This is a genomic window from Streptomyces sp. NPDC021622, assembly GCF_040640795.1.
Classification (GTDB): Bacteria; Actinomycetota; Actinomycetes; order Streptomycetales; family Streptomycetaceae; genus Streptomyces.
In genome coordinates this window covers 1-24,165 of the sequence record NZ_JBFACK010000035.1, presented here as the reverse complement: position 1 = coordinate 24,165, position 24,165 = coordinate 1, and the positions used below count along the sequence as shown (strand labels likewise).

Sequence of the window (24,165 nt, the reverse complement as noted above, 5' to 3'; positions counted from 1 at the left end):
TCCACCTGCGCCACCGACAAACTCGCCACACCCACATGCGACACCGCCACACCCTTCGGCCGCCCCGTCGACCCCGACGTATAAATCACGTAGGCGGGGTGGGTCGGGCTCAGGGGCGTGGTCCGGTCGTCGTCCGTGAGATCGCGGTCGGTCCCGGAGGTGTCGGAGCCGCCGGAGCCATCGGAGAGCGTCACTTCGTCGACCGTCAGGTGGGGGATGCCGAGGCCCTCGGCGTCCACGCCGCCCGCGATGAGGGCGCACATCGGCTGTGCGTCGTCGAGCATGTAGCGCACGCGCTCGGCCGGGTAGTCAGGGTCCACCGGCAGGTAGGCGCCGCCGGCCTTCATGACAGCGAGGGCCGCGATCACGAACTCCGGCGAGCGGCGCATCCGTACCGCGACGAGACTTTCGGGGCCTACGCCGAAGGCCACCAGGCGGTGTGCGAGACGGTTGGCGCGCTGGTTCAACTCGGCGTAGGTGAGGACGAGTTCGCCTGCTATGAGGGCGGGGTTCTGCGGGGCGGCGCCGACCCGTGCCTCGAAGAGGTCCGGGAAGGTCCGCGGCCGGACGTCGGGGCGGGCCGTGTCGTTCCACACCTCCAGGATCCGGTGGCGCTCCTCGGGGGACAGCGCGTCGGCGCGGGCGACCGGCTCCTGTCCGGGGGTTGTGGTGACCCAGTCCAGGATGCGCTGGAAGCGTCGTGCGTTCTCGTGGTGCGCGCTCTCCTCGTAGAGCTCGGGGTCGACGTCGAAGGCCAGCTGGATGCTGCCGTCCGCGGACCTGTCATAGACGGCGATGGACATGTCGTCGAACGGGCCGTTGGCGACGTTGTGGGCGGCGGTCGGGAGGCCACCGAAGTCGATCTTGTAGTCGAACGGCATGATGTTGACGGACAGGGAGTAGAGCGCCTCACCGTGGGCCAGCCGCAGGTCACGGCGGATGTCCTCGTAGCGGTAGCGCTGGTGGCGCAGTGCCTCCCAGACGCGGACGGAGCTCTGGTCCACGAGTTCCTGGAGTGTCATGCCCGGCCGTACGGTCATGCGCACGGGCAGGACGTTCGACATCATCGCGGGGACGTCGTGCTGGATGCCGGCGGCGCGTCCCAGCGCGGGCAGGCCGACGGTGACGTCCTGTTCGCCGGTGGTGTGGCTGAGGAAGAGGGCGGTCGCCGCGACCACGAGTCCGGGCAGACTGGTGGCGAGAGTGCCGGCCGCCGCCCTGAGGCGCTCGGCGTCTACTGGGGCAATCTCCTGGACCTCACGGCGGAACTCCCGTGCCACGCCCGGGGTGCGCTGCCCGCTGAGGCTCGCGGGCTCGGGGCGGTCGGCGAGGGTGTCGAGCCAGAATGCCCGGTCCGCCGCGAACTCCTCGGACGCGCGGTACGCGGCGTCGGCGTCCAGGAGGACGCTGAGCGGCGCGAGAGGGGTGCCCTCCTCGTGGCTTGCCCCGGCGAGCGCGGTGTAGATCCGAGCGACGCGGGCGGCGATCATCCGGGCGCTGAATCCGTCGATCGCGATGTGGTGGTAGCCCTGGTACCAGTAGAAGCGGTCGTCCCCGAGCTTGAACAGGGCGTAGCTGAAGAGGGGCTCGGCGCCCAGGTCGCGGAGCCTGCCCATGTCCGCGCGCATCCACTTCACCGCATGGCGGTGGGGGTCTTCCTCCGTGCTGAGGTCGAAGATCCGCAGCGCGTCGTCGGCCGACGGCTCGGCGGCCGTCGGCTCGAGGTACTGGCAGGGGCCGTCGTTGCCCTCGGAGAACCTCAGGTGGAGTGTCTGCGCCTCGGCGACGGTGCGGCGCACCGCCTCGGTGAAGAGTGTGATGTCGAGAGCGCCGTGGATCTCCAGGTACTCACCCGCGTTGAAGTTGGCGTTCGCCGGGTCCAACTGCTGGGCGTACCAGATACCGCGCTGCCCCGCCATGAGGTCGAAACGATCGGCACGGCGATCCAACATTTCACACTCCAAATCGAGAAGGGCTTCAGGCAGGTTCAGGAAGAGATTCAGGGAGGTTCGGGGAGCGGACCGTCGGGTCGCGTCAGCGTCCGCGCCAGACCGGCTCGCGCTTCTCCGCGAACGCCTGGGGGCCCTCGATGGCGTCGGTGCTGCGCATGCGGCGTTCCTCCCACACGTAGCGGGTCGCGAAGGCCTGCTCGAGGGGGAGGTCGACGGAGCGCAGCACGGACTCCTTGATCGCTCTGACGGACAGCGGGGCGGCGCGGACCAGGTCGTCCGTCCAGCCGGCGACGCACGCATCGAGGTCCGCCGCGCTCACGACGTCGTTGACCAGGCCGAACTGCTGTGCCTTGGTCGCGCTCAGGCGGCGCCCTGTGAGCAGGTGGCCCATGGCGGCTTTCAGGGGCAGTTGACGGGCCAGCCGGAAGGCGCCGCCCGCACCGGGGATCAGGCCGAGCCTGACCTCCGGCAGGGCGAAGACCGCCTGGTCGGACGCGACGACGATGTCGCAGGCCAGGGCGAGTTCGAAGCCGCCGCCCAGCGCGTATCCGTTGACGCGGGCGAGGATCGGTTTGGAGAGCGTGAAGCGTTCGGTGAGCCGGGGCCAGCCGGGCTGGCCCCGGCTGCCGAAGGTGGTGGGCGGGGTGCCCTCCTCGCCGAGCCGCGCGCGTTCGCGCAGGTCCTGACCCACGGAGAAGGACCGGTCGCCCGCCCCGGTGAGGACGGCGACCCGGATGTCGTCGTCCGCCTCCACGTCGTCCCAGATCGCGGCGAGTTCCTCGTGCATCCGCAGATCCATCGCGTTGAGCACGTCCGGGCGGTCCAGGGTGACGTGGGCGACGTGGTCCTTCGTCTCGTATCGCACGCGCGGCTTGTCGTCGGTCTCACTCATTGCGGTCTGTCTCGTTGCGGTCTGTCTCATTGCGGACTGTCCCTGCCGTTCCCGTCTGCGTTCGCGTTCTCGGTGGCTCGGGCCCTGGCCTCCTGGAAGCGGCCGACCTTCCCGATGACGTCCTCGCTGTAGAGGCGCAACGCCTGCTGGAGCGCGAACTCGGCCATGTATCTGCGGAATTCCTCGGGTGCCTCCTCGGCGTGGTTGAGCATGCGCCGGTTCGGGACGACCGCCGGGCCGCTGAGGCGGTGCACGGTGCGCTCGATGGCCGCGTCGATGTCGTGCGGGTCTGCGACCTCGTCGATCAGGAGTCGGGCGTCCGGTTCCTTCGCCCAGATCCGGCGGCCTTGGAGGATGATCTGGCGGGCGGCGCGCGGGCCGACGGAGCGGGTGAGCCGGAAGTTGGCGGCGCCGGGCACGATGCCTTCCTGCGCAGCCGGGAGGCTGAGGTAGGCGTCGGACGCGGCGATCACGTGGTCGAACAGGAAGAGGAGTTGGGCCCCGCCGCCGATGGCGAAGGCGTCGACGGCGGCGATCCACGGCTTCTGGACGGTGCCGGGCTGCCAGGCGGGGGCCTGGTCGTCGCGTATACCGCGTACGAGCTTGCTGAGATAGCCGAGTTCGCGGCGGAGCAGAAAGTCGACGAGAGAGATGTCGCCCGCGTGCAGGCTCTTGAGGTTGATGCCGGCGCTGAAGACGCGCTTGCCCCGGTAGCGGGGGTGGCTCATCTCGCCGCCGCGCAGGACACCGACACGGACGTCCGGGTCGAGCAGGGCGAGGTCGACGGCGGTCTCCATGTCGTCGACCTGTTGGTTGTCCTCGGCGTTGAGGCGGTCGTGCCCGCACATCGTGAGGTGGGCGGCTCCCGCACTCCGCTCGACGGTCACGGAGCCGAGTTCGGCACGTCCGGTGCGGAGGAACTCCGGCAGCAGTTCCAGGGCGCGCGGGGTGGGCCGGAGCATCGAGTCGAGCAGATGGGGTCCGGCCAGCGGTGAGCGCAGGATCCTGCCGAGGAAGATGCCCTGGTCGATCTCATGGCCTTCCTTGCCGGACTGGGGCAGGGACCGCTCATGGTCGAGCTGGGCATCGGTGGGCACCAGGCCGGGGAAGGCGAGCGCCGCCGCGGCCACGAGTTCCGCGAGGCGCAGGGGGGCCTGGCGTTGCTCGGTGAGGTGGTCGTAGACGGCGTCGGCGTGGGCGTCCAGGAAACGGGCGCGCAGGGTGCGGGCGGTGTCCTTCGCCGTGTCGGCGGCCTCGCGCTGGGCCGCGGTGCGCCGTTCGGGTTCGGGCAGGGCGGCCAGCTGCTTCTCCGCGAGCGCGAGGGGTTCGGCGGTCGTGTGCCAGGCCTGTACGACGTCCGCGTGCGCGGTGGGCGCCGTCACGACGAGGCTCCGGCGGCCGAGTGCCGCAACTGGCGGTCGCAGGCGGCGAGATGAGAGCCGAGCGCCTCCTCGAAGCTGGTGGTGGCCGCGTCGAACATCAGCTGTCGCCTGATGGCGAGCTCCGGTCGCGACAGGGTGTCGAGGAGTTCCGGTGACTGGGCAAGCACCGTGCGGGGTTCGTCGGCGAGTTGGTCCACCAGGTGCAGGTCGAGCGCCTCGTCGGCCTCGATGGCGATGCCGAACAGGACGGCACGGCGCACGCGGGCGACGCCGGCCTGCTGGGAGAGCCGGTACACGGCCATGCCGGGCCAGGTCGCCCCGTCGGACACGGGGACGACGAGGCGCACGGTGGGCTCGGCGATGCGGTAGTCGGTGGCGAGGAGCGCGTCCAGGGCGGGGCCGCCGCAGTCGCCGGAGGCGACGGCGACCGTGGTCATGGAGAGGCGTTCCAGGCGGCGCAGGGCGCGTTCCCACTTGTTCACCAGCGGAACGCTCATCGTGCGGGACCAGGAGTCGTCGGGCGCGCCCGACACATGGATGGTGACGATGCCGGGGCCGCCGCGGTCCTCGGCCCGGTCGCAGACGGCGGCCAGTGCGGCGATCGTCTCGGGTGACCATGGCTGGGACCCGTCGATCCCGATCGCGAGGTCGTCGTCGATTCCTGCGGTCGCGCTGTTGGTGAACACCTTGCTCGTGACCCCTCTTACTCGCTGTGGCATTACCACTGGATGAGCGCTGTCTCGATCGTCGAACCCGGTCCCATGGTCATCAGGACGCCGTACTCGCCAGGGTTCACGACGTCCTCCGCGAGCAGCCGCTCGTAGGAGAAGAGGAACGAGCCGCTGGAGAGATTTCCGTAGTCCCGCAGGACGCCGGTGGTGTGCCGCACGTCGTGCCGGGTCAGGCCGAGGTTGACCATGACCGCATCGATGACCTTCTTGCCGCCGGAGTGCACCAGCCAGTGGCTGATGTCGCTGCGGCGCAGGCCGGTTCCGGCGAGGAGGCGGTCGGTGACGAGTTCCGCGTGCGCGCCGACGACGTAGGGGATGTGCGGGTCGAGGTAGAAGCTGAACCTGTTCTGCTCGCGGTCCCAGTCGTAGCGCATGGCGTCGAGGGCGTCGGTGATGACGCAGCTCGCGAACTTCAGTACGCGCGGCGCCTGTTGGGCGCGCACCGGCTCGGCGCCCGCGGCCTGGTCGGCGCTGCCGCCGACGAGGGCGATGGCGGCCGCTCCGTCGCCGAACAGGCTGTTGACGACGGCGGTCCGCATCGTCGAGTCGAAGGCGTACGCGGCGGAACACGCCTCGGCGCAGACCATGACGGCGAGTTCGCCCGGGTGGGCGGTGGCCCAGCCGCTCACGGCGTTGAGGGCGTTGAGTCCCGCGTTGCAGCCCATGCCGACGATGTCCACTCGGGAGCAGTGCCGGTCCATGCCGAGTTCGCGGATGAGAAGGGCGCTCAGCCCGGGGGTGAGGAATCCGGTCGAGGTGACGACACAGAGGTAGCGCACGTCGGCCAGATCGGCGCCGGCGTCCTTCAGGCAGGCCTGAAGAGCGCGTGCGCCCATGTCCACGGCCAGCGTCTTGTGCTTGTCGAGCAGGTCGCCCTGGGCTTCGGGCAGGCGGGTGCCGTCGCTGCCCTGCGGAGGCAGCGTGAGGTAGCGGCGCTCGATGGCGCTGTTGAGGAAAAGGGAGCGGATCTTCGGATCGGTGACGTCGAGAGCGTCCAGCACGTCCGTCTGGGAGTACGAGGTGTCCGACACAGCCGTTCCGATCCCGAGGATCCGGGCCATGCCCGGCAGTCGGGACGTGGCCTGGCCGGCCCGGTCCGGGTCGGGTGCGCCGGGGCGCGTGGGGAGCAGGCTTGTGGTCATCGGAAGGTCCACCCCCACATACGGGGCTTACTGCGCAGTGGTGCCTGGCCTTGCCTGGTCATCGTCGGTCACCTTCTTGGTGCGTTCGTGGACGAGATCAGCGAGCCGGTCGAGGCCGTCGTCGATCTCCTGGAGGCTCAGATGGCTGAAGGACAACCGGATCTGGTTGCGCGGTCGCGCGTCGGCGTAGAAGTGGTGCACGGGGGTCCACAGGACCCGGTGCTCGCGCGCGCTGTGTTCAAGGAGCTCGTCGTCCGCGGTGAACGGCACGGTGAGCAGGACGAAGAATCCGCCGGCGGGTGCGTTCCACGAGACGTGGGGTGCGCGGTGTGCCGGGAAGCGGGCGGCCAGGCCGTCGAGTACGTGAGCGAGGTTGTCCTGGTAGATCTTGCGCTCGCGGGTGTTCGCGGAGCGCAGGCTGTAGCCGTTCTCCAGGAGCTTTCCGCCGATGACGGCCTGGGAGATGGGCGAGGTGTTCACCGTCAACATGCTTTTGATCTTGGCGAGTTGGTCGGCGAGCGTCTCGTCGGGGCCGTCGCCGCCCCGGTCGACGAGCTGCTCGGCGACCGCGTAGCCGACCCTGGCTCCCGGGATGCCGGTCTTGGCGAAGGAGCCCAGGTAGACCACCCGTCCGGCGCGGTCGAGCGCCTTCATGGTGGGGGCGCCCGTGTCCTCACCGGTTCCGGGGTCCGGGCCGAACATTCCGTACGGGTTGTCCTCGAGGACGAGGATGGCGTGGTCGGCGGCGGCGTCCAGGAGCCGGCGCCGCGTCTCTTCGGTGAGGCTGGTGCCGCTGGGGTTGGCGAAGTCCGGGATGACGTAGAGCGCTCGTGGGCGCAGGCCCGCCGCCCTGGCGTCGCGCACCACGGCGGCCAGGTCGTCCAGGTCGATGCCTTCGGCCGCGTCCTTGACGGGGAGCAGCGGCATGTCGGCCAGTTGTGCGGCGCCGTGCACGCCGACATAGCTGGGTACGACGGCGAGGACCGCGTCCCGGTCGTCGCGGCGCAGTGCGCGCAGTGTCAGATAGAGCGCTTCCTGGCAGCCGACGGTGACCACGATCGACTCGGGGTCGGCGGTGATGTCCTCGTCCACCCGCAGGTGTTCGGCGATCAGTTCGTGGATGATGCCCTTGGTCCGGCCGTACTGCAGGAGCGTGCGGTTCACCAGGGTCTCGTCGCCGGTGTCGGCCATGAGGTGGGCGCGGAAGGTCTCCACGTACCGGTACACGGCGTCGACGTCGAAGAATCCCTCGTACGGCCGGCCGGCCGCGAGCGAGATCGCGTCCGGGAAGCGGAGCGCGATCTCGTTGAGAAAATTCATCGACTCGCTGACGGGTGAGTCGAGTGAGGTGTGCAGACCGGCAAGGGCGAGCCGTGTGACAGCCTGGGCACTGTGGCTTCTCATTCGCCCATTGCGGCTATCAGGCTGTTGGGCCGCATGTCGGTCCAGTTCTTCTCCACGTAGTCGAGGCACGCCCGTCTGCTGTCCTCGCCGTGCACGACGAGCCACCCCGCGGGAACCTCCGCGAATGCCGGCCAGAGCGAGTGCTGCCCCTCGTCGTTGCGCAGCACGAAGAACCGACCGTCCTCGTCGTCAAATGGATTGGCCATGACTCTCCCTTCGCCACGCGCAATGAACGCACGCGGACCGATTACCTCTGAGGTACTCAACGATGGAAAGCGGCAGTGCCGGTGGATAGCGCCGACGAGTTCTCGGCGTGCCTCAATCGGCGGCTTTTGTGATGCCGCCGCTCACGAATCGACAACCTTATGTCGTGCGCGATGTCGGCCCTGCGGGATTGAGGCGGCTCCGCATCGAAAGCGAGCTGCGCGGAAAGCTTCCTGTTGTCTGCCGTTTCATAGCATCGCCGCGACCGCCTGACGGGTCTTGTACAAACGCGACACCTGCGGAATCTCGACGGGGAGCAGCTTTGCTCGTTTCCTTCTGGGGAAGGAGTTCGAGCGGTCCGTCTCGGCCAATTCCGGCCTGGTGGGTTTCGAAGAAGCTGCTCGGGGTACAGCCGACCATCGCCTTGAAACTTCGGGCAAAGTGCGACTGGTCGTGATATCCGGCCACGGCGGCAGCCTCGGCCCAGGCGAGGCCGCCGGCTCGCTGACGCAGCGCTTCCTGCAGACGCAGCACCTGGGCGAGGGACTTGGGTGGCAGGCCGACCTGTTCGAGGAACCGCCGCTCGAGCTGACGGCGGCTCCAGCCGACCTCTGTGGCGAGCTGGCGCACCGGGGTGCGGCCCGCGGTGCGCTGCAGTTTTCGCCAGGCCTGGATGACTTCGGGCGCGGAGGCCGGGCCGACCAGGAGCCGTCCGGCGAGCACCTTGTCCAGGAGCGCAAAGCGCGCACCCCAGTCGGTGAACTCCATTAACTTGCCTATCAGGCGCTCCACTTGAGGGCCGAACAGGTCGACCAGATCGACGTTCCGGCCATCGGGGCCCTGCTTGGGCACACCGAGCAGGCGGTAGGCGGCGACCGGAGTCAGCATGAGGGTGACGCCGCACACCGGCCCCAGGGGCTCCCCCACGGTCGCGGTGGCGCCGATACCACTCACTATCGACGTGGCACAGACGGCCGGCTCCTCGACCACGGCATCGGTGAGGCGCAGTGGGCCGCCGAAGCCGAGGATCACCTTGACGACGCCGTCCGGCGCGACCAGCCACCGCCTCGGTATTCGCTCCCCGAACCGGAAAGCTCTATATCCCAACACGAGCCCGCGCAGGGCCGGTGCCGGAGTTCCGTCGAGCGAACCCTTCGTCAGCGACTTCTCCAGCAATCCGTTACACATACGTCTCCCCCCGTTGCGTTCGTGAACTCCACAAACAACACCTAACGCACGATGCGGACAAGGCCCCCATCAGCACAGGCATTGCCATGATTATGAAGGGTGTCCCCGAGTGTCCAACCGGCGCCACCCTAAAAATAATTCCCTGCTGGTCGGAGCGGCCGCGACATCGGAACGCCGAGCCGATATCACATCCAAACCCTCTCGACCGACGGCGAGTTGCCCGGCCGCTCCACGGGCCAGGGTGTCGCGTTTGTACAAGACCCTCCATCGAGCCGCGGTAATGCTGTGTCACGGCAAGCGCGAACGGGGGTCCACCGCAGCCATTCCATACGAGACATTCACTGGCCGCACTGGCCTGATTTCGTGCCCATCGGGCTTCGCCTGCCGGACACCCATTCATCCTCCGGTACCCAGCGGATTTCAGTTCGCCGGACTGGGCTCACCCGCGGCCGAAATCTTAATTGAATGGCGAATCATTGCGTCCGCAGTCTCACCTGGGCCGGAGAGGGCCGCACACATGAACTTGCAGGAACTGGTCATCGAGGCGGCCGCCCGCCATCCCGAACGGCTCGCCGTCCAGGGGCCGCTCGGCGAGCTGAGCTACGCCGCGCTCGACGCGGGCGCGGACCGGATGGCACTCCAGCTCCGCGAGAAGGGCGTGCGCAGCGGCGACCGCGTCCTGGTCTGGGCCGACAAGTCACCCGAGACGGTCATCGCCCTGCAGGCCGTCCTCCGGCTCGGCGCCGCCTACGTCCCGGTGAACGCCACGACGCCCGCCGAACGCGTGTCCCTGCTGCTCGACGGCTGTGCCCCCCGCGCCGTCTGCGTCGACGGCCCACGCGCCGGGGAACTGGCGGCCCTCGCCGGAACGGGCACCCCGTGGCTCGACATCACCGCCCCGCTGACCGGCCCCCGGCTGCGCGACCCGGCGCCCGTCTCCCCCGACAACCTCGCCTACATCCTCTACACCTCGGGCTCCACCGGCACGCCCAAGGGAGTCTGCGTCACCCACGGCAACGCCCGCGCCTTCGTGGACTGGGCGGTCAGGGAGCTGGCGCCCACCCCCGAGGACCGGTTCGCCAACCACGCCCCGTTCGCCTTCGACCTCTCCGTCCTCGACCTGTACGCCGCGTTCGCGGCCGGAGCCTCGGTCCATCTCGTGCCGTCCGACCTCGCCTACGACCCCTCGCGGCTCGTCGACTTCCTGTGCTCCCGCGACATCAGCGTCTGGTACTCCGTACCGACCGCGCTGACGCTGATGATGCGCGACGGCGGACTCCTGGACCAGTCGGCTCCGGCCCGGCTGCGGGCCGTTCTCTTCGCGGGCGAGCCGTTCCCCGTCGCCCCGTTGCGCGCGCTCGCCTCCTGGACACCGGCCCGGCTGCTCAATCTGTACGGGCCCACGGAGACGAACGTCTGCGCCTTCCACGAGGTCGGCCCGGCCGACCTCACCCGCGACGCCCCCGTGCCCATCGGGCGTGCCGCGAGCGGTGACACCCTCCGGGTCGAGCGCCCTGACGGCACGACCGCGGGCCCCGGCGAGGAGGGCGAACTCGTCGTCGACGGCCCCACCGTGATGCGGGGCTACTGGGGACAGCCCGCGCAGGACGGCGCGTACCGTACCGGCGACATCGTCCGGCCGCGCCCGGACGGAGCCCTCGACTTCCTCGGCCGCCGCGACCACATGGTGAAGATCCGCGGCAACCGCGTCGAACTCGGCGAGGTGGAGGCCGTGATCGGCACGCACCCCGCCGTGGACGCGGTCGCCGTGGTGATGTCCGGCACCGGCCTCGAAGCGCGGCTCGTCGCGTACGTGGTGCCGGCACCCGGCGAGCACCCGACTGTGCTCTCCGTCAAACGGCACTGCTCCCGGCGGCTGCCCCCTTACATGATCTGCGACGAGCTCCGCGCCACCCCGGCCCTGCCGTACACCGACAACGGAAAGGTCGACCGGCGCGCGCTCGCCCGCCGGGTGGAAGGCCCGCACACGGTGTCCCTCCCTGTCACGCCCTGAGCCTCTCAAGAAGGAGAAGCCATGCCCGACGAACGCACAGAAGCCCGGATCCTGACCTTTCTCAGGGACAAGTTCCTTGACGGAGACCCCCGTTCGGAACTGGACGTCGAGTCGCCGCTGCTCGAGTGGGGCGTCCTGAATTCCATGAACACCGCCATTCTGCTCATGCACCTGCGGGACGAGCTGGGGGCCCCGGTGCCGCCGGACCGGATCAACAGCCGCAACCTCAAGAACGTACGCAGCATCGCGGAGATGGTCCTCGAGCTGAGCGCTCCTGCCGACAGCACCCCTCGATAACCCCCTGATCAGGAGTGTGACAGAGATGGACATGGACTTCGACGTCGTCATCGTCGGCGGCGGCCCCGCGGGTTCCACCGCGGCCTCCTACCTGGCGCAGGCTGGCCTCTCGGTGGCGGTCTTCGAGAGCGAGACGTTTCCGCGGCCGCACGTGGGCGAGTCCCTCGTGCCCGCCACGACGCCCGTCCTGCACGAGATAGGCGCCATGGAGAAGATCGAGGAGGCCGGTTTCCCGCGGAAGTACGGAGCGGCCTGGACCTCGGCCGAGTCCCGCAACGTCCCGCACAACGGCTTCGTCAACCCCGGCGGCAGCAATGTCGACTTCCGCACCGCCGAGGTCCTGTTCAGCGAGCGCGACCAGGACGGCGTCGACCGCGACTACACCTTCCACGTCGACCGCGCCAAGTTCGACTCCATCCTGCTCAAGCACGCCGAGACCCAGGGCGCCAAGGTCTTCACCGGCGTGCGCGTCCTGAAGCTCGACTTCGACGACCCCGAAGCGGTGCGAGTGGTCGGCAGGATGGGCGGCCGCGAGGTCGACTTCCGCAGCCGGCTCGTGGTCGACGCCTCGGGGCGTCAGACACTGCTCGGCCGGCAGCTCAAGCTCAAGGACTCCGACCCGGTCTTCAACCAGTACGCGACGCACACCTGGTTCGAGAATCTCGACCGCCAGGAACTGGCGGGACGGGACGGGCAGGCGGACTTCATCTTCATCCACTTCCTCCCGCTGGAGGACAGCTGGGTGTGGCAGATCCCGATCAGTGAGACCGTCACCAGCATCGGCGTCGTCACGCAGAAGAGCCGCTTCGCCGAGGCGAAGGCGGACCGTGAGAAGTTCTTCTGGGACACCATCGCAACCCGTCCCGACCTCCTGGAAGCGCTCAAGCAGAGCAAGCGCGTCAAGCCCTTCAAGTCCGAGGGCGACTACAGCTACGCGATGCAGCAGATCTGCGGCGACCGGTTCGTCATGATCGGCGACGCCGCCCGGTTCGTCGACCCGATCTTCTCCAGCGGCGTCAGCATCGCCATGAACGGCGCCCGCATCGCCTGCCAGGACATCATCGAAGCGCACCGCGAGGGCGACTTCGGCAAGGACAGCTTCGCGACGTACGAACGGCTCATGCGCGGCGGCGTGCGGCGCTGGTACGAGTTCATCTCCATCTACTACCGGCTCAACATCCTGTTCACCGCGTTCGTCCAGGACCCGCGCTACCGCCTCGACGTCCTGAAGATGCTCCAGGGCTCGTTCTACGAGGACGAGGAGCCCAAGGCCCTCGCCGCGATGCGGGAGATCGTGGAGGTCGTGGAGAACGACCCCACCCACCTGTGGCACCCCTACCTCGGCACGCTGCGCGCACCCAGCGCGGCACCCAAGTTCTGACGCGCCGTCACCATGTCCGCATCCGATGCGACCACCGCCGTTGTCCTTCTGGACATTGCCGTGGTGGTCACCGCCGCAGGACTGTTCGCGGGGCTCGCCCGACGTCTGGGCCAGCCACCCGTCATCGGTGAGATCGTCGCGGGGATCGCCCTTGGCCCCTCCCTGCTCGGGCTGCTCCCCGGCCATCTCACCGAGACGCTCTTCCCTGGTGCCGAGCGGCCGATCCTTGCCGTGCTCGGCAATGTCGGCCTCGTGCTCTTCATGTTCGTCGTGGGGTACGAGATCGACCTGCGGCATCTGCGCAAGACCCGCGCCGCCGTGGCGACGGCGGCGGCCGGTTCGCTGCTGCTGCCGCTCGCCGCAGGCGTCGGCGTGGGATTCCTGCTGTATCCCCTGCACCACGACGCCGTCGCGGACGGGGTGGGGCGGACGGCCTTCGTCCTGTTCATCGGCGTGGCCCTGTCCATCACGGCCTTTCCCGTACTCGCCCGGATCCTCACTGACTTCAAGCTCCAGCGGGGCAGGCTCGGCAGCTTCACGACGACATGCGCGGCCGTGACCGACGTCGTCGCATGGGCACTGCTCACCGTCGTGATCCTGCTCGCGGTGGGCGGCAGCTGGTCGGACATGGCGTTGCGGGCCGTCGGGCTCGTGCTGTTCGTCACGGCGCTCGCCCTGGTGGTCCGGCCACTGCTCGGCAAGGCGCTGGCGACGGTCGCCAAGAAGCGCTCCACGGGTGCCGCACCCCTGCTCCTCATCCTGGTGGGGCTGCTCCTGTCGGCCTGGGTCACCACCCGGCTCGGCTTCCACCCGATCTTCGGCGCGTTCGCGTTCGGTGCGGCCATGCCACGGGATGCGGTCCAGGCCGCCGCCCCCGAGGCGCCGCTCCACATCGAGCAGACCGGCAGGCTGTTCCTGCCCGTCTTCTTCGTCACCACCGGTCTGAGCGTCGACGTCTCCGGCATCGGGCTCTCGGGACTCGGCCAGTTGGTTCTGGTGATGGTGGTCGCGTGCGGCGCCAAGTTCCTCGGAGCGGCCGGTGGCGCACGCCTGGCCGGAATGGACGGCCGGCGTTCCGCCGCCTTCGGCGTGCTGATGAACTGCCGCGGCCTGACCGAACTGGTCGTCATCCAGGCCGGAGTCTCGGCCGGTGTCCTCGACCAGCAGCTCACCACCATCATGATTCTGATGGCGGTGATCACGACAGCGATGACGGCACCGCTCTTCAGCCGCATCTACGACGAGCGTCTGCGGCGCGCGGACGATCCCGTGCACTCCCCCGGCGCCGTGCCGGCCGAAGGCCGCTGACCCCATCCCCGGCTCCTGCCGCACGGGCCACCCCCGTACCCGTTCCCGCCTGTCCGACGAGGAGTTTGCGCACCATGGACTTTGACCTGACGGAACGCCAGCGCAAGCGGCATGAGGAACTGCTGACCGCGCTGGCCGAAGGCACCACCGAACGTCCACCGGGTGCGGAGCGCCCCTACGACCGCGAGCGGTGGTCGGCCGCCGCCGGCCTCGGACTGACCGGGCTCTGTCTCCCAGGCGAGTACGGCGGCGGTGACCTGGACGCCCTCGACACCGCCCTGAGCCTGGAGTCGTTCGGCGAGGGCTGCTCCGACACCGGCCTGGTCTTCGCCGTCAGCGCGCACCTGCTGGCCTGCGGCGTGCCGATCCGTGACTTCGGCGGCGAGGCGGCCCGCGCCGAACTGCTGCCCGGGCTCGCCTCGGGCGCGCTCATCGCCGCCAATGCCATGACCGAGGACGGCGCGGGCTCGGACCTCGGCACGCTGAGCGTGACGGCGGAGCGCGACGGCGACCGCTACGTCCTGCACGGCGAGAAGTCCTTCGCCAGCAACGCGCCCGCGGCCGATGTGTTCGTCACCTACGCGGTGACCGATCCGGGCGGCGGCTATCTGGGGATCAGCGCCTTCGCCGTGCCGCGTGAGCTGCCCGGCGTCCAGGTCGGTGAGACCTTCGACAAGATGGGCCTGTCGAGCTGCCCCGCGGCGCGTGTCCGTTTCGACGGCGTCTCGGTCCCCGTGCGTCTGCTGCTCGGCCACGAGGGCCAGGGCAGTGCGGTCTTCACGCATTCGATGGCGTGGGAGCGGTCCTGTCTGTTCGCCGGCTATCTCGGCATGATGAACCGGCAGTTGCGGCTGTGCGTCCAACATGCTTCCGAGCGGCGCCAGTTCGGCAAGGCCATCGGCTCCTACCAGGCCGTGTCCCATCGGATCGCGGGGATGAAACAGCGCCTCGAAGGGGCTCGGCTGCTCCAGTACCACGCCGCGTGGCTGCTGTCCCAGGGGCGCACGGACAACGGGGCGATCGCGCTCGCCAAGGTGGCGGTCTCGGACGCGGCCGTCGCCAACAGCCTCGATGCCATTCAGCTGTTCGGCGGATCCGGCTATCTGCGGGAGACCGGCGTGGAGGTCGATCTGCGCGACGCGGTCCCCGCGGTCATCTTCTCCGGCACCACCGACATCCAGCGCGAGCTCATCGCCCGCGGCCTCGGCCTGTGACCGGGGCCGGACGCCGACCGCGACGCGCGGATCCCGTGCTCCTGCCCGATGGCTCCTTCCCCTATCTCTATCTCTTCTGAACAAGAGGACGACGATGGACAGCCGCCACCGCGATTGCCTCCCCCTGACCGCCGCCCAGCACGGCATCTGGGTCGCCCACCAGCTCGATCCGACACGGCGCCGCTACACGATCGGCGAGTACTTCGACGTGGCGGGGCCGGTCGACGCCGAGCGGTTCCGGACCGCCGTGCGGCACGTCTTCCAGGAGTTCGAGGCAGTGCGGGTGTCCGTCGTCGAGCACGACCATGGCGTGTGCCAGATCCTGCACGACGACGTCGAGTTGCCGGTCCCCCTCGTCGATCTGACCGATCGCACCTCGCCCGAGGAGGCCGCCCGGGCGTGGATGCGCGAGGAGACGGCACGGCCCACGGATCTGGCACGGGCTCCCCTGTTCACCGTGGCCCTGCTCAAGCTGAGCGAGCAGCGGTTCTTCTGGTATCACCGGCTCCATCACATCGCCGCGGACGGCACCACCGGCTCGCTGCTGGGTCAGCGCATCGCCGCCGTGTACGCGGAGTTGAGCGGGGACACCACCGGCCGGCCCTCCGCCGACGCCGTACCGGCCGGCTCACTGCACACTCTCATCGAGGACGACGCCCGCTACCGCTCCTCCCGACAGTTCGCACGGGACAGGGAGTTCTGGCAGGCCAAGCTGGCCGACCGCCCCGAGCCGGTGACCCTCGCCGCGGGCCGCCAAGATGCCTCACAGGGCGTCCTGCGGGCCTCGTCGGAGCTGACCGCCACCGACCGGACCACCCTGCAGCGGGCCACCGGACGCGCGCTGCCGTCGGTCGTCGTGGCCGTCACGGCCGCCTATCTGCACCGGCTGACCGGGGCCCGGGACATCGTCCTCGGCCTGCCCGTGACGGCCCGCACGACCGAGGCCGTACGGCCCCTGCCCGGCATGGTCTCGAACGTGGTGCCGCTGCGGCTGCGGGTGACGCCGGAGATGACCCTGCGCGCCCTCGCCCGCGAGGCGTCCCGCGAGATCAGGGACGCCCTGCGCCACCAGCGGTACCGCTACGAGGACCTGCAGCGCGACTTCGGGGTCGGCGCGGGCGAGGGGCCGCAGAGCCCGCTGATGGGCCCGCGTGTGAACTTGATGCTCTTCGACTACGACCTGCGGCTCGGCGGCAACGAGGTGACCGGCCACAACCTCACCAACGGGCATGTCGAGGACCTCGCCGTCACCGTGTACGACCGGGGGAACGGCCAGCCGCTGTGGGTCGACTTCGACGCCCATCCCGCCCTGTACACCGCCGAGGAGACAGCGACGTACCAGCGTTGTTTCCCGCTGTTCTTCCAGGAGTTGACGGCCGATCCCGACCTCAGGGTGAGCGAGGCACGCATGCTCGGGCCCGAGGAACACCGTGCCGTCCTCGCGGCGTCGTCCGGACGCGCGGCGTCGGACCCACCGACGGTCCTTCCGGAGGTCTTCGCACGCCAGGTGGCTCGTGACCCCTCGGCCACGGCGGTCGTCTGCGCCGAGCAGCGGCTGAGCTACGGCACGCTCGACGTCCGCGCCAACCGCCTCGCGCGGGCCCTCGTCGCCCGAGGCGCCGGGCCCGAGCAGCACATCGCGCTGGCCCTGCCCAGGTCGGCCGACCTGGTCGTGGCGATCCTCGCCGTGCTCAAGTCCGGTGCGGCGTACGTCCCCATCGACCCCGACTACCCCGCCGAGCGTCTCCGCTTCGTGCTCTCCGACGCGGCACCCGCCTGTGTGATCACCACCGCCGCGGTGGCGGCGGACCTGCCGGACGCTCCCGACCGGCTCATCCTGGACGCGCCGGACACCGTCGCTGAGCTGGCCGGATACGACGCCGGGGACCTCACCGATGCCGAGCGGACCCACCCGCTGCGCCCCGACCACCCCGCCTACATCATCTACACCTCGGGATCCACGGGCACGCCCAAGGGCGTCGCGGTCCCGCACCAGAACGTGGTGCGGCTGTTCACGGCCACGGACCGGCGGTTCGGGTTCACCGAGCGGGACGTGTGGCCGCTGTTCCACTCCTACGCGTTCGACTTCTCCGTATGGGAATTGTGGGGGGCGCTGCGCCACGGCGGTCGCCTGGTGATCGTCCCGGCAGACGTGAGCCGCTCGCCCGCCGACTTCCTGGCCTTCCTGGCGGCCGAGCGGATCACGGTGCTCAACCAGACACCGTCGGCGTTCTACCAGCTCATGCAGGCCGACCAGGACGCTCCCGGCACCGGCGACGGTCTTGCCCTGCGGTATGTGATCTTCGGCGGCGAGGGGCTCGACCTGAGCCGCCTCGACGACTGGTACGCCCGGCACCCGGACCGGTCGCCGGAGCTGGTCAACATGTACGGCATCACGGAAACCACCGTGCACGTCACCGAGCTCGGCCTGACCCGCGAGTCGGCTGCCGCCGCGGAGAGCAGCCGCATCGGGCAGGGCATCGACGACCTCGACACGTACGTCCTGGACAGCTGTATGCAGCCGGTCCCGCCGGGTGTGGTGGGTGAGCTGCACATCGGGGGCGCCGGTCTGGCCCGTGGCTATGTCCGCCGCCCCGGCCTGACCGCCCAGCGCTTCGTGGCCTGCCCGTTCGGGGCACCCGGCGCCCGCATGTACCGGACGGGTGACCTGGTCCGGTGGCGAGCCGACGGCGGCCTGGAGTTCATGGGGCGCGCCGACGACCAGGTGAAGATCCGGGGCTTCCGGATCGAGTTGGGCGAGATCGAGTCCGTGCTGCGCCGGCACGAGGGCGTGGCCCAAGTCGCCGTGGTGTCCCGCGAGGACCGTCCCGGTGACCGGCGTCTGGTGGCGTACGCGGTGCCCGACGGCGGCGCGGGCGCGGCCGATGCGGACCGGGCCGCGCGGGAGCAGGTCGACGCCTGGCGGGGCGTCTACGACGCGTTGTACGCGGATACGGCGGCCCCGTTCGGCGAGGACTTCTCGGGCTGGAACAGCAGTTACGACGGTGATCCGATCCCGCTGGAGGAGATGCGCGAGTGGCGCGACGCCACGGTCGCGCGGATCGCGTCGCTGCGACCGCGACGGATCTGGGAGATCGGAGTGGGCAGCGGACTGCTGCTGTCCCGGCTTGCGCCGCAGTGCGAGACGTACCTGGGGACGGACTTGTCCGCCCCGGTGATCGCCCGGTTGCGGAACCAGGTGGCGGCTGCCGGGCTCGCGGACCGCGTGGAGCTGCGCTGCCGGGCCGCGGACACGGACACGGACGCGGACGCGGACGCGGACATCGCGTCCGGGGTCTTCGACACGGTCGTGATCAACTCGGTGGCCCAGTACTTCCCGGACCTCGGGTATCTGCGGCGGGTGCTGCGGCAGGCGCTGAGTGCGCTCGCTCCCGGCGGCGCCGTCTTCCTCGGCGACGTACGCGACGTACGGCTGCTGCGCGGCATGCACACCGGCATAGAGCTGGGACGTGCCGAGCCGGCGGCCGACGCGCGGACAGTGCTGGGCGCCGTCGAGCGAGGCATGCTCCTGGAGAAGGAACTCCTGGTGGCTCCGGAGTTCTTCGCCGACTTCGCCGCCGGGGCCGACGACGTCGCGGGGGTCGACGTCCGGATCAAGCAGGGCCGCTCCCTCAACGAGCTGAGCCGGTACCGGTACGACGTCGTCATCCGCAAGACGGCTGCCCGTGCCGTGGGCCCGGCTGTGACGGATCTGAGCGATGTGCCCCGGCTCCGCTGGGGGCCGGACGTCGAGAGCCCCGGCGCGCTGGCCGAGGTGCTGGCCTCGCGTCCCCCGCGGCTGCGAGTGGTGGGCATCCCCAACGCGCGGGTGGCGCAGGAGTTCGGCGCGGCCCGCATCCTGGGCGACGGCGGATCCGTCGAGGACGCGCGGCGCGCGCTGTCGGGTGTATGGCCCACCGGTTCGGTGGACCCGGAGGAGCTGCACGGCCTGGCGGCGGAGGCCGGCTATTGGGCGGCGGTGACCTGGTCGGCCAGGGACGACGAAGGCGGTCTCGACGCCGTCCTGGTCGACGTCTTGGCCCACCCGGAGTTCGGCCCCGGGCCCGACGGCACGCATGCCGCAGTTCCGGTCGGGGTGTTCGCCCCGGACCCGGAGGGCGGAGCACCGCCGACCGACTTCGCCAACGACCCTGCGGCGGCGCGCAGTCCGGGCGTGATCGCCGCCTCCCTGCGCCGCTTCGCCGCGGAGCGGCTGCCGGACTTCATGGTTCCGGTGGTGCACGTCCTCGACGCGCTGCCGCTGACGCCGAACGGAAAGCTGGACCGCAAGGCACTGCCCCGGCCCGACCTCTCGGCTCCGGTGTCGTCGCGCGGCCCACGCACGCCACGCGAAGAGCTCCTGTGCGGCCTGTTCGCCGAGGCACTCGGGCTCCAGCAGGTCGGGATCGACGACTCGTTCTTCGACCTGGGCGGCGACAGCATCATCGCCTTCCAGCTGGTGACCAGGGCCCGCCGGGCCGGACTCGGCTTCTCGCCCAGTGAGGTGTTCGCACAGCGCACCGTCGAGGCACTGGCCGCGGTGGCCCGGACCCTGGAAGGCACCGGCGGAAGCGCCGCGGAGGCCGAGGGCTCCGGTGTGGGTCCGGTGCGGCCGACGCCGATCATCCGGTGGCTGAACGAACGGGGCACCACCAACGACTCGTTCAACCAGTCGGTGACCGTCCGGGTCCCGTCCGCGCTCCGCGCCCACCAGCTCACCCTGGCCCTGCAGGCGGTCCTCGATCACCATGACGCGCTGCGGATGCGGGTTGTGGAGGGCGGCAGGCCGGTAACGCCGGGGGCGGGCGGGTGGCTCCTGGAAGTGCTGCCACCGGGTGCGGTCGCGGCCGCCGGGTGTGTCCGGCGCGTCGATGTCGCCGGTCTCGACGAGGCCGCCGTACGTGCCGTGATGGCCGAGGAGTCGACCGCGGCCGCCGGGGCGCTGGCCCCCGCGGACGGTGCGATGGTGCGGGCGGTGTGGTTCGACGCGGGGCCCGAGCAGCCGGGCCGGCTGCTGCTGGTCCTGCACCACCTGGTGGTGGACGGGGTGTCCTGGCGGATCCTGCTGCCGGATCTGGCCGCCGCGTGGACGGCCGTCGAAGCCGGACATGATGCCCAACTGCCCCCCGTGGGCACCTCGTTCAGAAGCTGGGCGGACCGGTTGACGGAGTCGGCGGGGGATCCCGCGCGGGTGGCCGAGCTCCCGGTGTGGTCCGAGATCCTCGACGCGGCCGACCCGCCGCTCGGCGACCGTCCACTCGATCCGGCCAGGGACACCACGGCCGGCCTGCACCAGCTGACCCTGACCCTGCCCTCGCGGTACACGGAGCCGCTCCTGACCAGCGTGCCCGCCACCTTCCACGGCCGGGTCAACGACGTGCTTCTGACCGCGCTCGCCCTGGCGGTGGGCCACTGGCGCGACGGTCGCGGCCAGGGCTCCCAGACCGCGAAGAGCGCCGTCCTGCTCGACCTCGAAGGGCACGGCCGCGAGGAACAAGCGGCACCGGGCGCCGATCTGTCGCGCACCGTGGGCTGGTTCACCAGCCTGTTCCCGGTGCGCCTCGACCCCGGCCCCGCCGACTGGACCGAGGTGTGTGCGGGCGGCCCGGCGGCGGGGCACGCCATCAAGCAGGTCAAGGAGCAACTGCGCGCCGTGCCCGGCAACGGCATCGGCTACGGCCTGCTGCGCCATCTCAACCCGGAGACCGCGCCGGTGCTCGCCCGGCGGCCGGTCCCGCAGATCGCCTTCAACTACCTGGGGCGTTTCGCGACGGACCGGGACGCGGACTGGGCGATCGCGCGGGACGGACTCGCGGTCGCGGCCGACGCACCGGACGGCGGCGGCGACGGCCCCGGAATGCCGGTGGCGCACGGTCTGGAGATCAACGCCGTCACCCGCGAGCCGACAGGCGGCCTGGAACTCAGCGCCACCTGGGCGTGGCCGCAGGGATGGCTTTCGCAGGCCGACGTCCGGGAGCTCGCCGAAGCCTGGTTCTCGGCGCTCAAGGGTCTCGTGGCACACGCCGAGCAGCCCGACGCGGGCGGCCGCACGCCCTCCGACCTCCCGCTGGTGGCGCTTGACCAGGGCGAGATCGATCAGCTGGAAGCCATGCTCAACATCGAATGGGGTGCCACGGAATGACGCAGTCGCGCGTAGAGGATGTCCTGCCGCTCACACCGTTGCAGGAAGGACTGGTCTTCCACGCCCTCTACGACCAACGGGCTGCCGATGTGTACACGGTTCAGCTGACGGTCGATCTGGAGGGCCCGGTGGACGTGGCGGCGCTGCGGGCCGCCGGTCAGACCCTGCTGCGCCGCCACCCGAGTCTGCGCGCGGCGTTTCTGCACGAGGGCGTGAGCAAACCGGTCCAGGCGATCGCCCGGACGGTCGAACTCCCCGTGAGAGACGTCGACTTGACGGACTACACGGATGCCGAGCGGGACACGGAGCTGGCACGCCTCCTCGATGACGACCGCGGCCGCCCGTTCAACCTGGCACGGCCACCGCTGCTGCGGCTGCTGCTGATCCGGCTCGGCACGGACCGCCACCGCCTCGTCCTGACCAACCATCACATCCTGTTGGACGGCTGGTCGATGCCGTTGGTGATGACCGAGCTCCTGACGCTGTACGCGCGGGGCGGCGACGACGCGGGGATGCCCCCGGCTCCCCCGTACCGCAGGTACCTGGAGTGGCTGCAAGGGCAGGACCGGGCGGCCGCCCTCAAGGCGTGGACACTGGCCCTGGCCGGAGTCGAAGAGCCCACGCTGATTGCCCCGGACGCGGCGGAGCGGTCGCTGACCGTGCCCGGCCGGGCCCACGTTGAGCTCGACGAGGGGCTCACGGCGGCCCTCTCCGCCGCGGCACGGCACCACGGTGTCACGGTGAACACGCTGGTGCAGGGCGCTTGGAGCCTGCTGCTCGGCCAGTTGACCGGCCGCGACGACGTGGTGTTCGGCGCCACCGTGTCGGGCCGTCCACCGGAGATTCCCGACGTGGGGAGCATGGTCGGACTGTTCATCAACACCGTGCCGGTGCGGGCCCGGCTACGGCCCGACGAGCCGGTGGCCCGGATGCTGCGGCGGCTGCAGGAGGAGCAGTCGCGTCTCATCGACCACCGGCACCTGGGACTGACCGACATCCATCGAGTGGCGGGCGTCGGGACGCTGTTCGACTCCATCGTGGTCTTCGAGAACTACCCGCTGGACCGGTCGGCGCTCTCTACCCCCTACGGCGATGTCCGGGTGACGGATGTCGGCACCTTTGATGCCACGCACTATCCGCTGGCCCTCTTCGTGATCCCGGGCGCCACGACCACCCACCTGCGCCTGGACCACCAGCCGGGGCTGATCGACCACGCGGCGGCCGCCCTGATCGCCGAGCGGCTCAGGCGCGTGCTCGAACAGCTGGCGCACGCCCCTGACCTGCGGGTGGGCGGTCTCGACCTGCTGCTCCCGGTCGAGCGCGAGCGGATCCTCAGCGAGTGGAACGACACGCAGACCCCGGTGGCCGGCGCGCTGCTTCCGGAGCTCTTCGAGGAGCAGACGACCCGTTCCCCGCAGGCACCCGCCCTCGTCTTCAACGGTGTTGAGGTCAGCTATCGGGAACTCGACGAGCGAGCAAACAGGTTGGCGCGCCTTCTCGTGGAACAGGGGGCGGGGCCGGAGCGCCTTGTCGCTCTCGCCGTCCCGCGGTCCGTGGAGATGGTCGTCGCCATCCTCGCCGTGCTCAAGTCCGGTGCGGCGTACGTCCCTGTCGATCCCGGCTTCCCGGCCGACCGCATCCGCCACATCCTCGCCGACGCGGCACCGGCCTGCGTACTGACGACGAGCGATGTCGCGGACGCACTGCCCGCAGGGCCGCCGCCGATCGTTCTCGACGACGTCGCCGTCCGCGACGCCCTCGCCGGGCACGGCGCCGACCGCCTGACCGACGCGGACCGCACCGGGCCGCTGCTGCCCGCCCACCCGGCGTACGTCATCTACACCTCGGGCTCCACCGGCACCCCCAAAGGCGTCGCGGTCCCCCATCGGGCACTGCGCAACTTCCTCACGGCGATGCGGGGGACCGTTCCCTGCGCGCAGGGCGACCGCCTGCTCGCGGTGACGACGGTCGGCTTCGACATCTCGATCCTGGAGATGTTCGTGCCGCTGACCAGCGGTGCGTGTCTGGGACTCGTCGCCTCCGAGGTCACCCACGACCCGGCGGCGCTCGCCGCCGTGGCCGGGCGCTTCGAGCCGACGCTGATGCAGGCCACGCCGACCCACTGGCGCATGCTCCTCGACGAATCACCCGACGTGCTCGGGAAGTTGCGCGTCCTCGTCGGCGGCGAGGCGCTCCCGCACGACCTTCTGCGGTCCCTGCGGCGCACGGCACACGAGGTCGTCAACCTGTACGGGCCGACGGAGTCGACGATCTGGTCGACGTACGCACGGTTCGAGGGGGAAAGCGGCAGCGCGAGCGAAGAGACGGAGTCCACGGGGCCTGCCGGCTCCGCCGTCTCGATCGGTGGTCCGATTGCGAATACGCGGGTGTACGTGCTGGGCCCGGACCTGTGTCTGGTCCCGCCGGGTGTGATGGGTGAGCTGTACGTCGCCGGGGCCGGTCTGGCACGCGGCTACTTCAACCGGCCGGATATGACAGCGGAACGGTTCGTGGCCTCCCCGTTCGGCGAACCCGGCACGCGCATGTACCGGACGGGCGACCTGGTCCGTCAACACCCGGACGGGCAGCTGGAGTTCGTCGCCCGCGCCGACGACCAGATCAAGCTCCGCGGCTTCCGCATCGAACTGGGTGAGATCGAGGCAGTCCTGACCCGGCAGGACGGTGTCACCCGCGCCGTTGCCGTGCTGCGGGAGGACCGCCCCGGCGACAAACGCCTGATCGCCTACGCCGTCCCCGCCGCTCCCGGCACCGGCCTCGACCCGGCCGCCCTGCGCACCGCCCTCGCCGCCGCCCTGCCGGACTACATGGTCCCCGCCGCCGTACTCGTCCTGCCCCGGCTGCCGCTGACCGCCAACGGGAAGCTCGACCGCAGGGCGCTGCCCGCCCCCGACTT

The 24,165-nt window shown here is 70.4% G+C and carries 15 protein-coding genes; 7 read left to right on the top strand and 8 right to left on the bottom strand.

The window, feature by feature from the left end; all coding sequences use genetic code 11:
• From AB0G47_RS40585 to AB0G47_RS40550, 8 genes are all read right to left on the bottom strand, one after another.
• The coding region (locus tag AB0G47_RS40585; RefSeq protein WP_360781060.1) for a condensation domain-containing protein at positions 1 to 1,952 on the bottom strand (1,952 nt) is incomplete at its 3' end.
• Between the two features lie 82 nt (positions 1,953 to 2,034).
• Entirely contained in the window at positions 2,035 to 2,844 is an 810-nt protein-coding gene (gene dpgD, locus AB0G47_RS40580) for an enoyl-CoA-hydratase DpgD (RefSeq protein WP_360781057.1), read from the bottom strand.
• A 26-nt stretch (positions 2,845 to 2,870) separates the two neighbouring features.
• Positions 2,871 to 4,226, bottom strand: a complete 1,356-nt coding sequence (gene dpgC / locus AB0G47_RS40575) for a (3,5-dihydroxyphenyl)acetyl-CoA 1,2-dioxygenase DpgC (RefSeq protein WP_360781054.1) — start codon at positions 4,224 to 4,226, stop codon at positions 2,871 to 2,873.
• Entirely contained in the window at positions 4,223 to 4,912 is a 690-nt protein-coding gene (gene dpgB / locus AB0G47_RS40570) for an enoyl-CoA-hydratase DpgB (RefSeq protein WP_360781052.1), read from the bottom strand. The genes dpgC and dpgB overlap by 4 nt, the downstream gene beginning before the upstream one ends.
• Positions 4,913 to 4,944: 32 nt before the next feature.
• On the bottom strand, positions 4,945 to 6,099 hold the full coding sequence (gene dpgA / locus AB0G47_RS40565) for a 3,5-dihydroxyphenylacetyl-CoA synthase DpgA (protein ID WP_360781050.1): 1,155 nt from the start codon (positions 6,097 to 6,099) through the stop codon (positions 4,945 to 4,947).
• 27 nt (positions 6,100 to 6,126) lie between these two features.
• Positions 6,127 to 7,503, bottom strand: a complete 1,377-nt coding sequence (locus AB0G47_RS40560; protein ID WP_360781047.1) for a PLP-dependent aminotransferase family protein — start codon at positions 7,501 to 7,503, stop codon at positions 6,127 to 6,129.
• Positions 7,500 to 7,709, bottom strand: a complete 210-nt coding sequence (locus AB0G47_RS40555; protein WP_360781045.1) for an MbtH family protein — start codon at positions 7,707 to 7,709, stop codon at positions 7,500 to 7,502. The genes AB0G47_RS40560 and AB0G47_RS40555 overlap by 4 nt, the downstream gene beginning before the upstream one ends.
• 157 nt (positions 7,710 to 7,866) lie before the next feature.
• A complete protein-coding gene (locus tag AB0G47_RS40550) occupies positions 7,867 to 8,883 on the bottom strand; it encodes a helix-turn-helix domain-containing protein (protein WP_360781042.1) in 1,017 nt (338 codons plus the stop codon).
• A gap of 529 nt (positions 8,884 to 9,412) precedes the next feature.
• On the opposite strand from AB0G47_RS40550, the gene AB0G47_RS40545 reads away from it, so the two are divergent.
• The 7 genes from AB0G47_RS40545 to AB0G47_RS40515 all read left to right on the top strand — a co-directional run.
• The gene (locus AB0G47_RS40545) at positions 9,413 to 10,909 is read left to right on the top strand and encodes an amino acid adenylation domain-containing protein (protein WP_360781039.1); all 1,497 of its coding nucleotides are present in this window, start codon (positions 9,413 to 9,415) and stop codon (positions 10,907 to 10,909) included.
• A 21-nt stretch (positions 10,910 to 10,930) separates the two neighbouring features.
• A complete protein-coding gene (locus tag AB0G47_RS40540; protein WP_360781036.1) occupies positions 10,931 to 11,206 on the top strand; it encodes a phosphopantetheine-binding protein in 276 nt (91 codons plus the stop codon).
• A gap of 25 nt (positions 11,207 to 11,231) precedes the next feature.
• Positions 11,232 to 12,587: an NAD(P)/FAD-dependent oxidoreductase gene (locus AB0G47_RS40535; RefSeq protein WP_360781063.1), complete on the top strand. Its 1,356-nt coding sequence runs from the start codon at positions 11,232 to 11,234 to the stop codon at positions 12,585 to 12,587.
• Between the two features lie 12 nt (positions 12,588 to 12,599).
• A complete protein-coding gene (locus AB0G47_RS40530; protein ID WP_360781033.1) occupies positions 12,600 to 13,895 on the top strand; it encodes a cation:proton antiporter in 1,296 nt (431 codons plus the stop codon).
• A 74-nt stretch (positions 13,896 to 13,969) separates the two neighbouring features.
• A complete protein-coding gene (locus AB0G47_RS40525) occupies positions 13,970 to 15,109 on the top strand; it encodes an acyl-CoA dehydrogenase family protein (protein ID WP_360781029.1) in 1,140 nt (379 codons plus the stop codon).
• A gap of 94 nt (positions 15,110 to 15,203) precedes the next feature.
• Positions 15,204 to 21,251 carry an amino acid adenylation domain-containing protein gene (locus AB0G47_RS40520; RefSeq protein WP_360781026.1) on the top strand — a complete coding sequence of 2,016 codons (6,048 nt, stop codon included), beginning with the start codon at positions 15,204 to 15,206 and terminating at the stop codon, positions 21,249 to 21,251.
• Positions 21,248 to 24,165: amino acid adenylation domain-containing protein (locus AB0G47_RS40515; RefSeq protein WP_360781023.1), on the top strand; the 2,918-nt coding region annotated here is incomplete at its 3' end. The genes AB0G47_RS40520 and AB0G47_RS40515, both read left to right, overlap by 4 nt.

Coding starts and splice junctions, on each gene's coding strand:
- AB0G47_RS40555 (WP_360781045.1), bottom strand. CDS start 7,709: ATGGCCAATCCATTTGACGACGAGGACGGTCGGTTCTTCGTGCTGCGC.
- AB0G47_RS40530 (WP_360781033.1), top strand. CDS start 12,600: ATGTCCGCATCCGATGCGACCACCGCCGTTGTCCTTCTGGACATTGCC.
- AB0G47_RS40520 (WP_360781026.1), top strand. CDS start 15,204: ATGGACAGCCGCCACCGCGATTGCCTCCCCCTGACCGCCGCCCAGCAC.
- AB0G47_RS40560 (WP_360781047.1), bottom strand. CDS start 7,503: ATGAGAAGCCACAGTGCCCAGGCTGTCACACGGCTCGCCCTTGCCGGT.
- AB0G47_RS40535 (WP_360781063.1), top strand. CDS start 11,232: ATGGACATGGACTTCGACGTCGTCATCGTCGGCGGCGGCCCCGCGGGT.
- AB0G47_RS40545 (WP_360781039.1), top strand. CDS start 9,413: ATGAACTTGCAGGAACTGGTCATCGAGGCGGCCGCCCGCCATCCCGAA.
- dpgD (WP_360781057.1), bottom strand. CDS start 2,844: ATGAGTGAGACCGACGACAAGCCGCGCGTGCGATACGAGACGAAGGAC.
- AB0G47_RS40525 (WP_360781029.1), top strand. CDS start 13,970: ATGGACTTTGACCTGACGGAACGCCAGCGCAAGCGGCATGAGGAACTG.
- AB0G47_RS40540 (WP_360781036.1), top strand. CDS start 10,931: ATGCCCGACGAACGCACAGAAGCCCGGATCCTGACCTTTCTCAGGGAC.
- dpgA (WP_360781050.1), bottom strand. CDS start 6,099: ATGACCACAAGCCTGCTCCCCACGCGCCCCGGCGCACCCGACCCGGAC.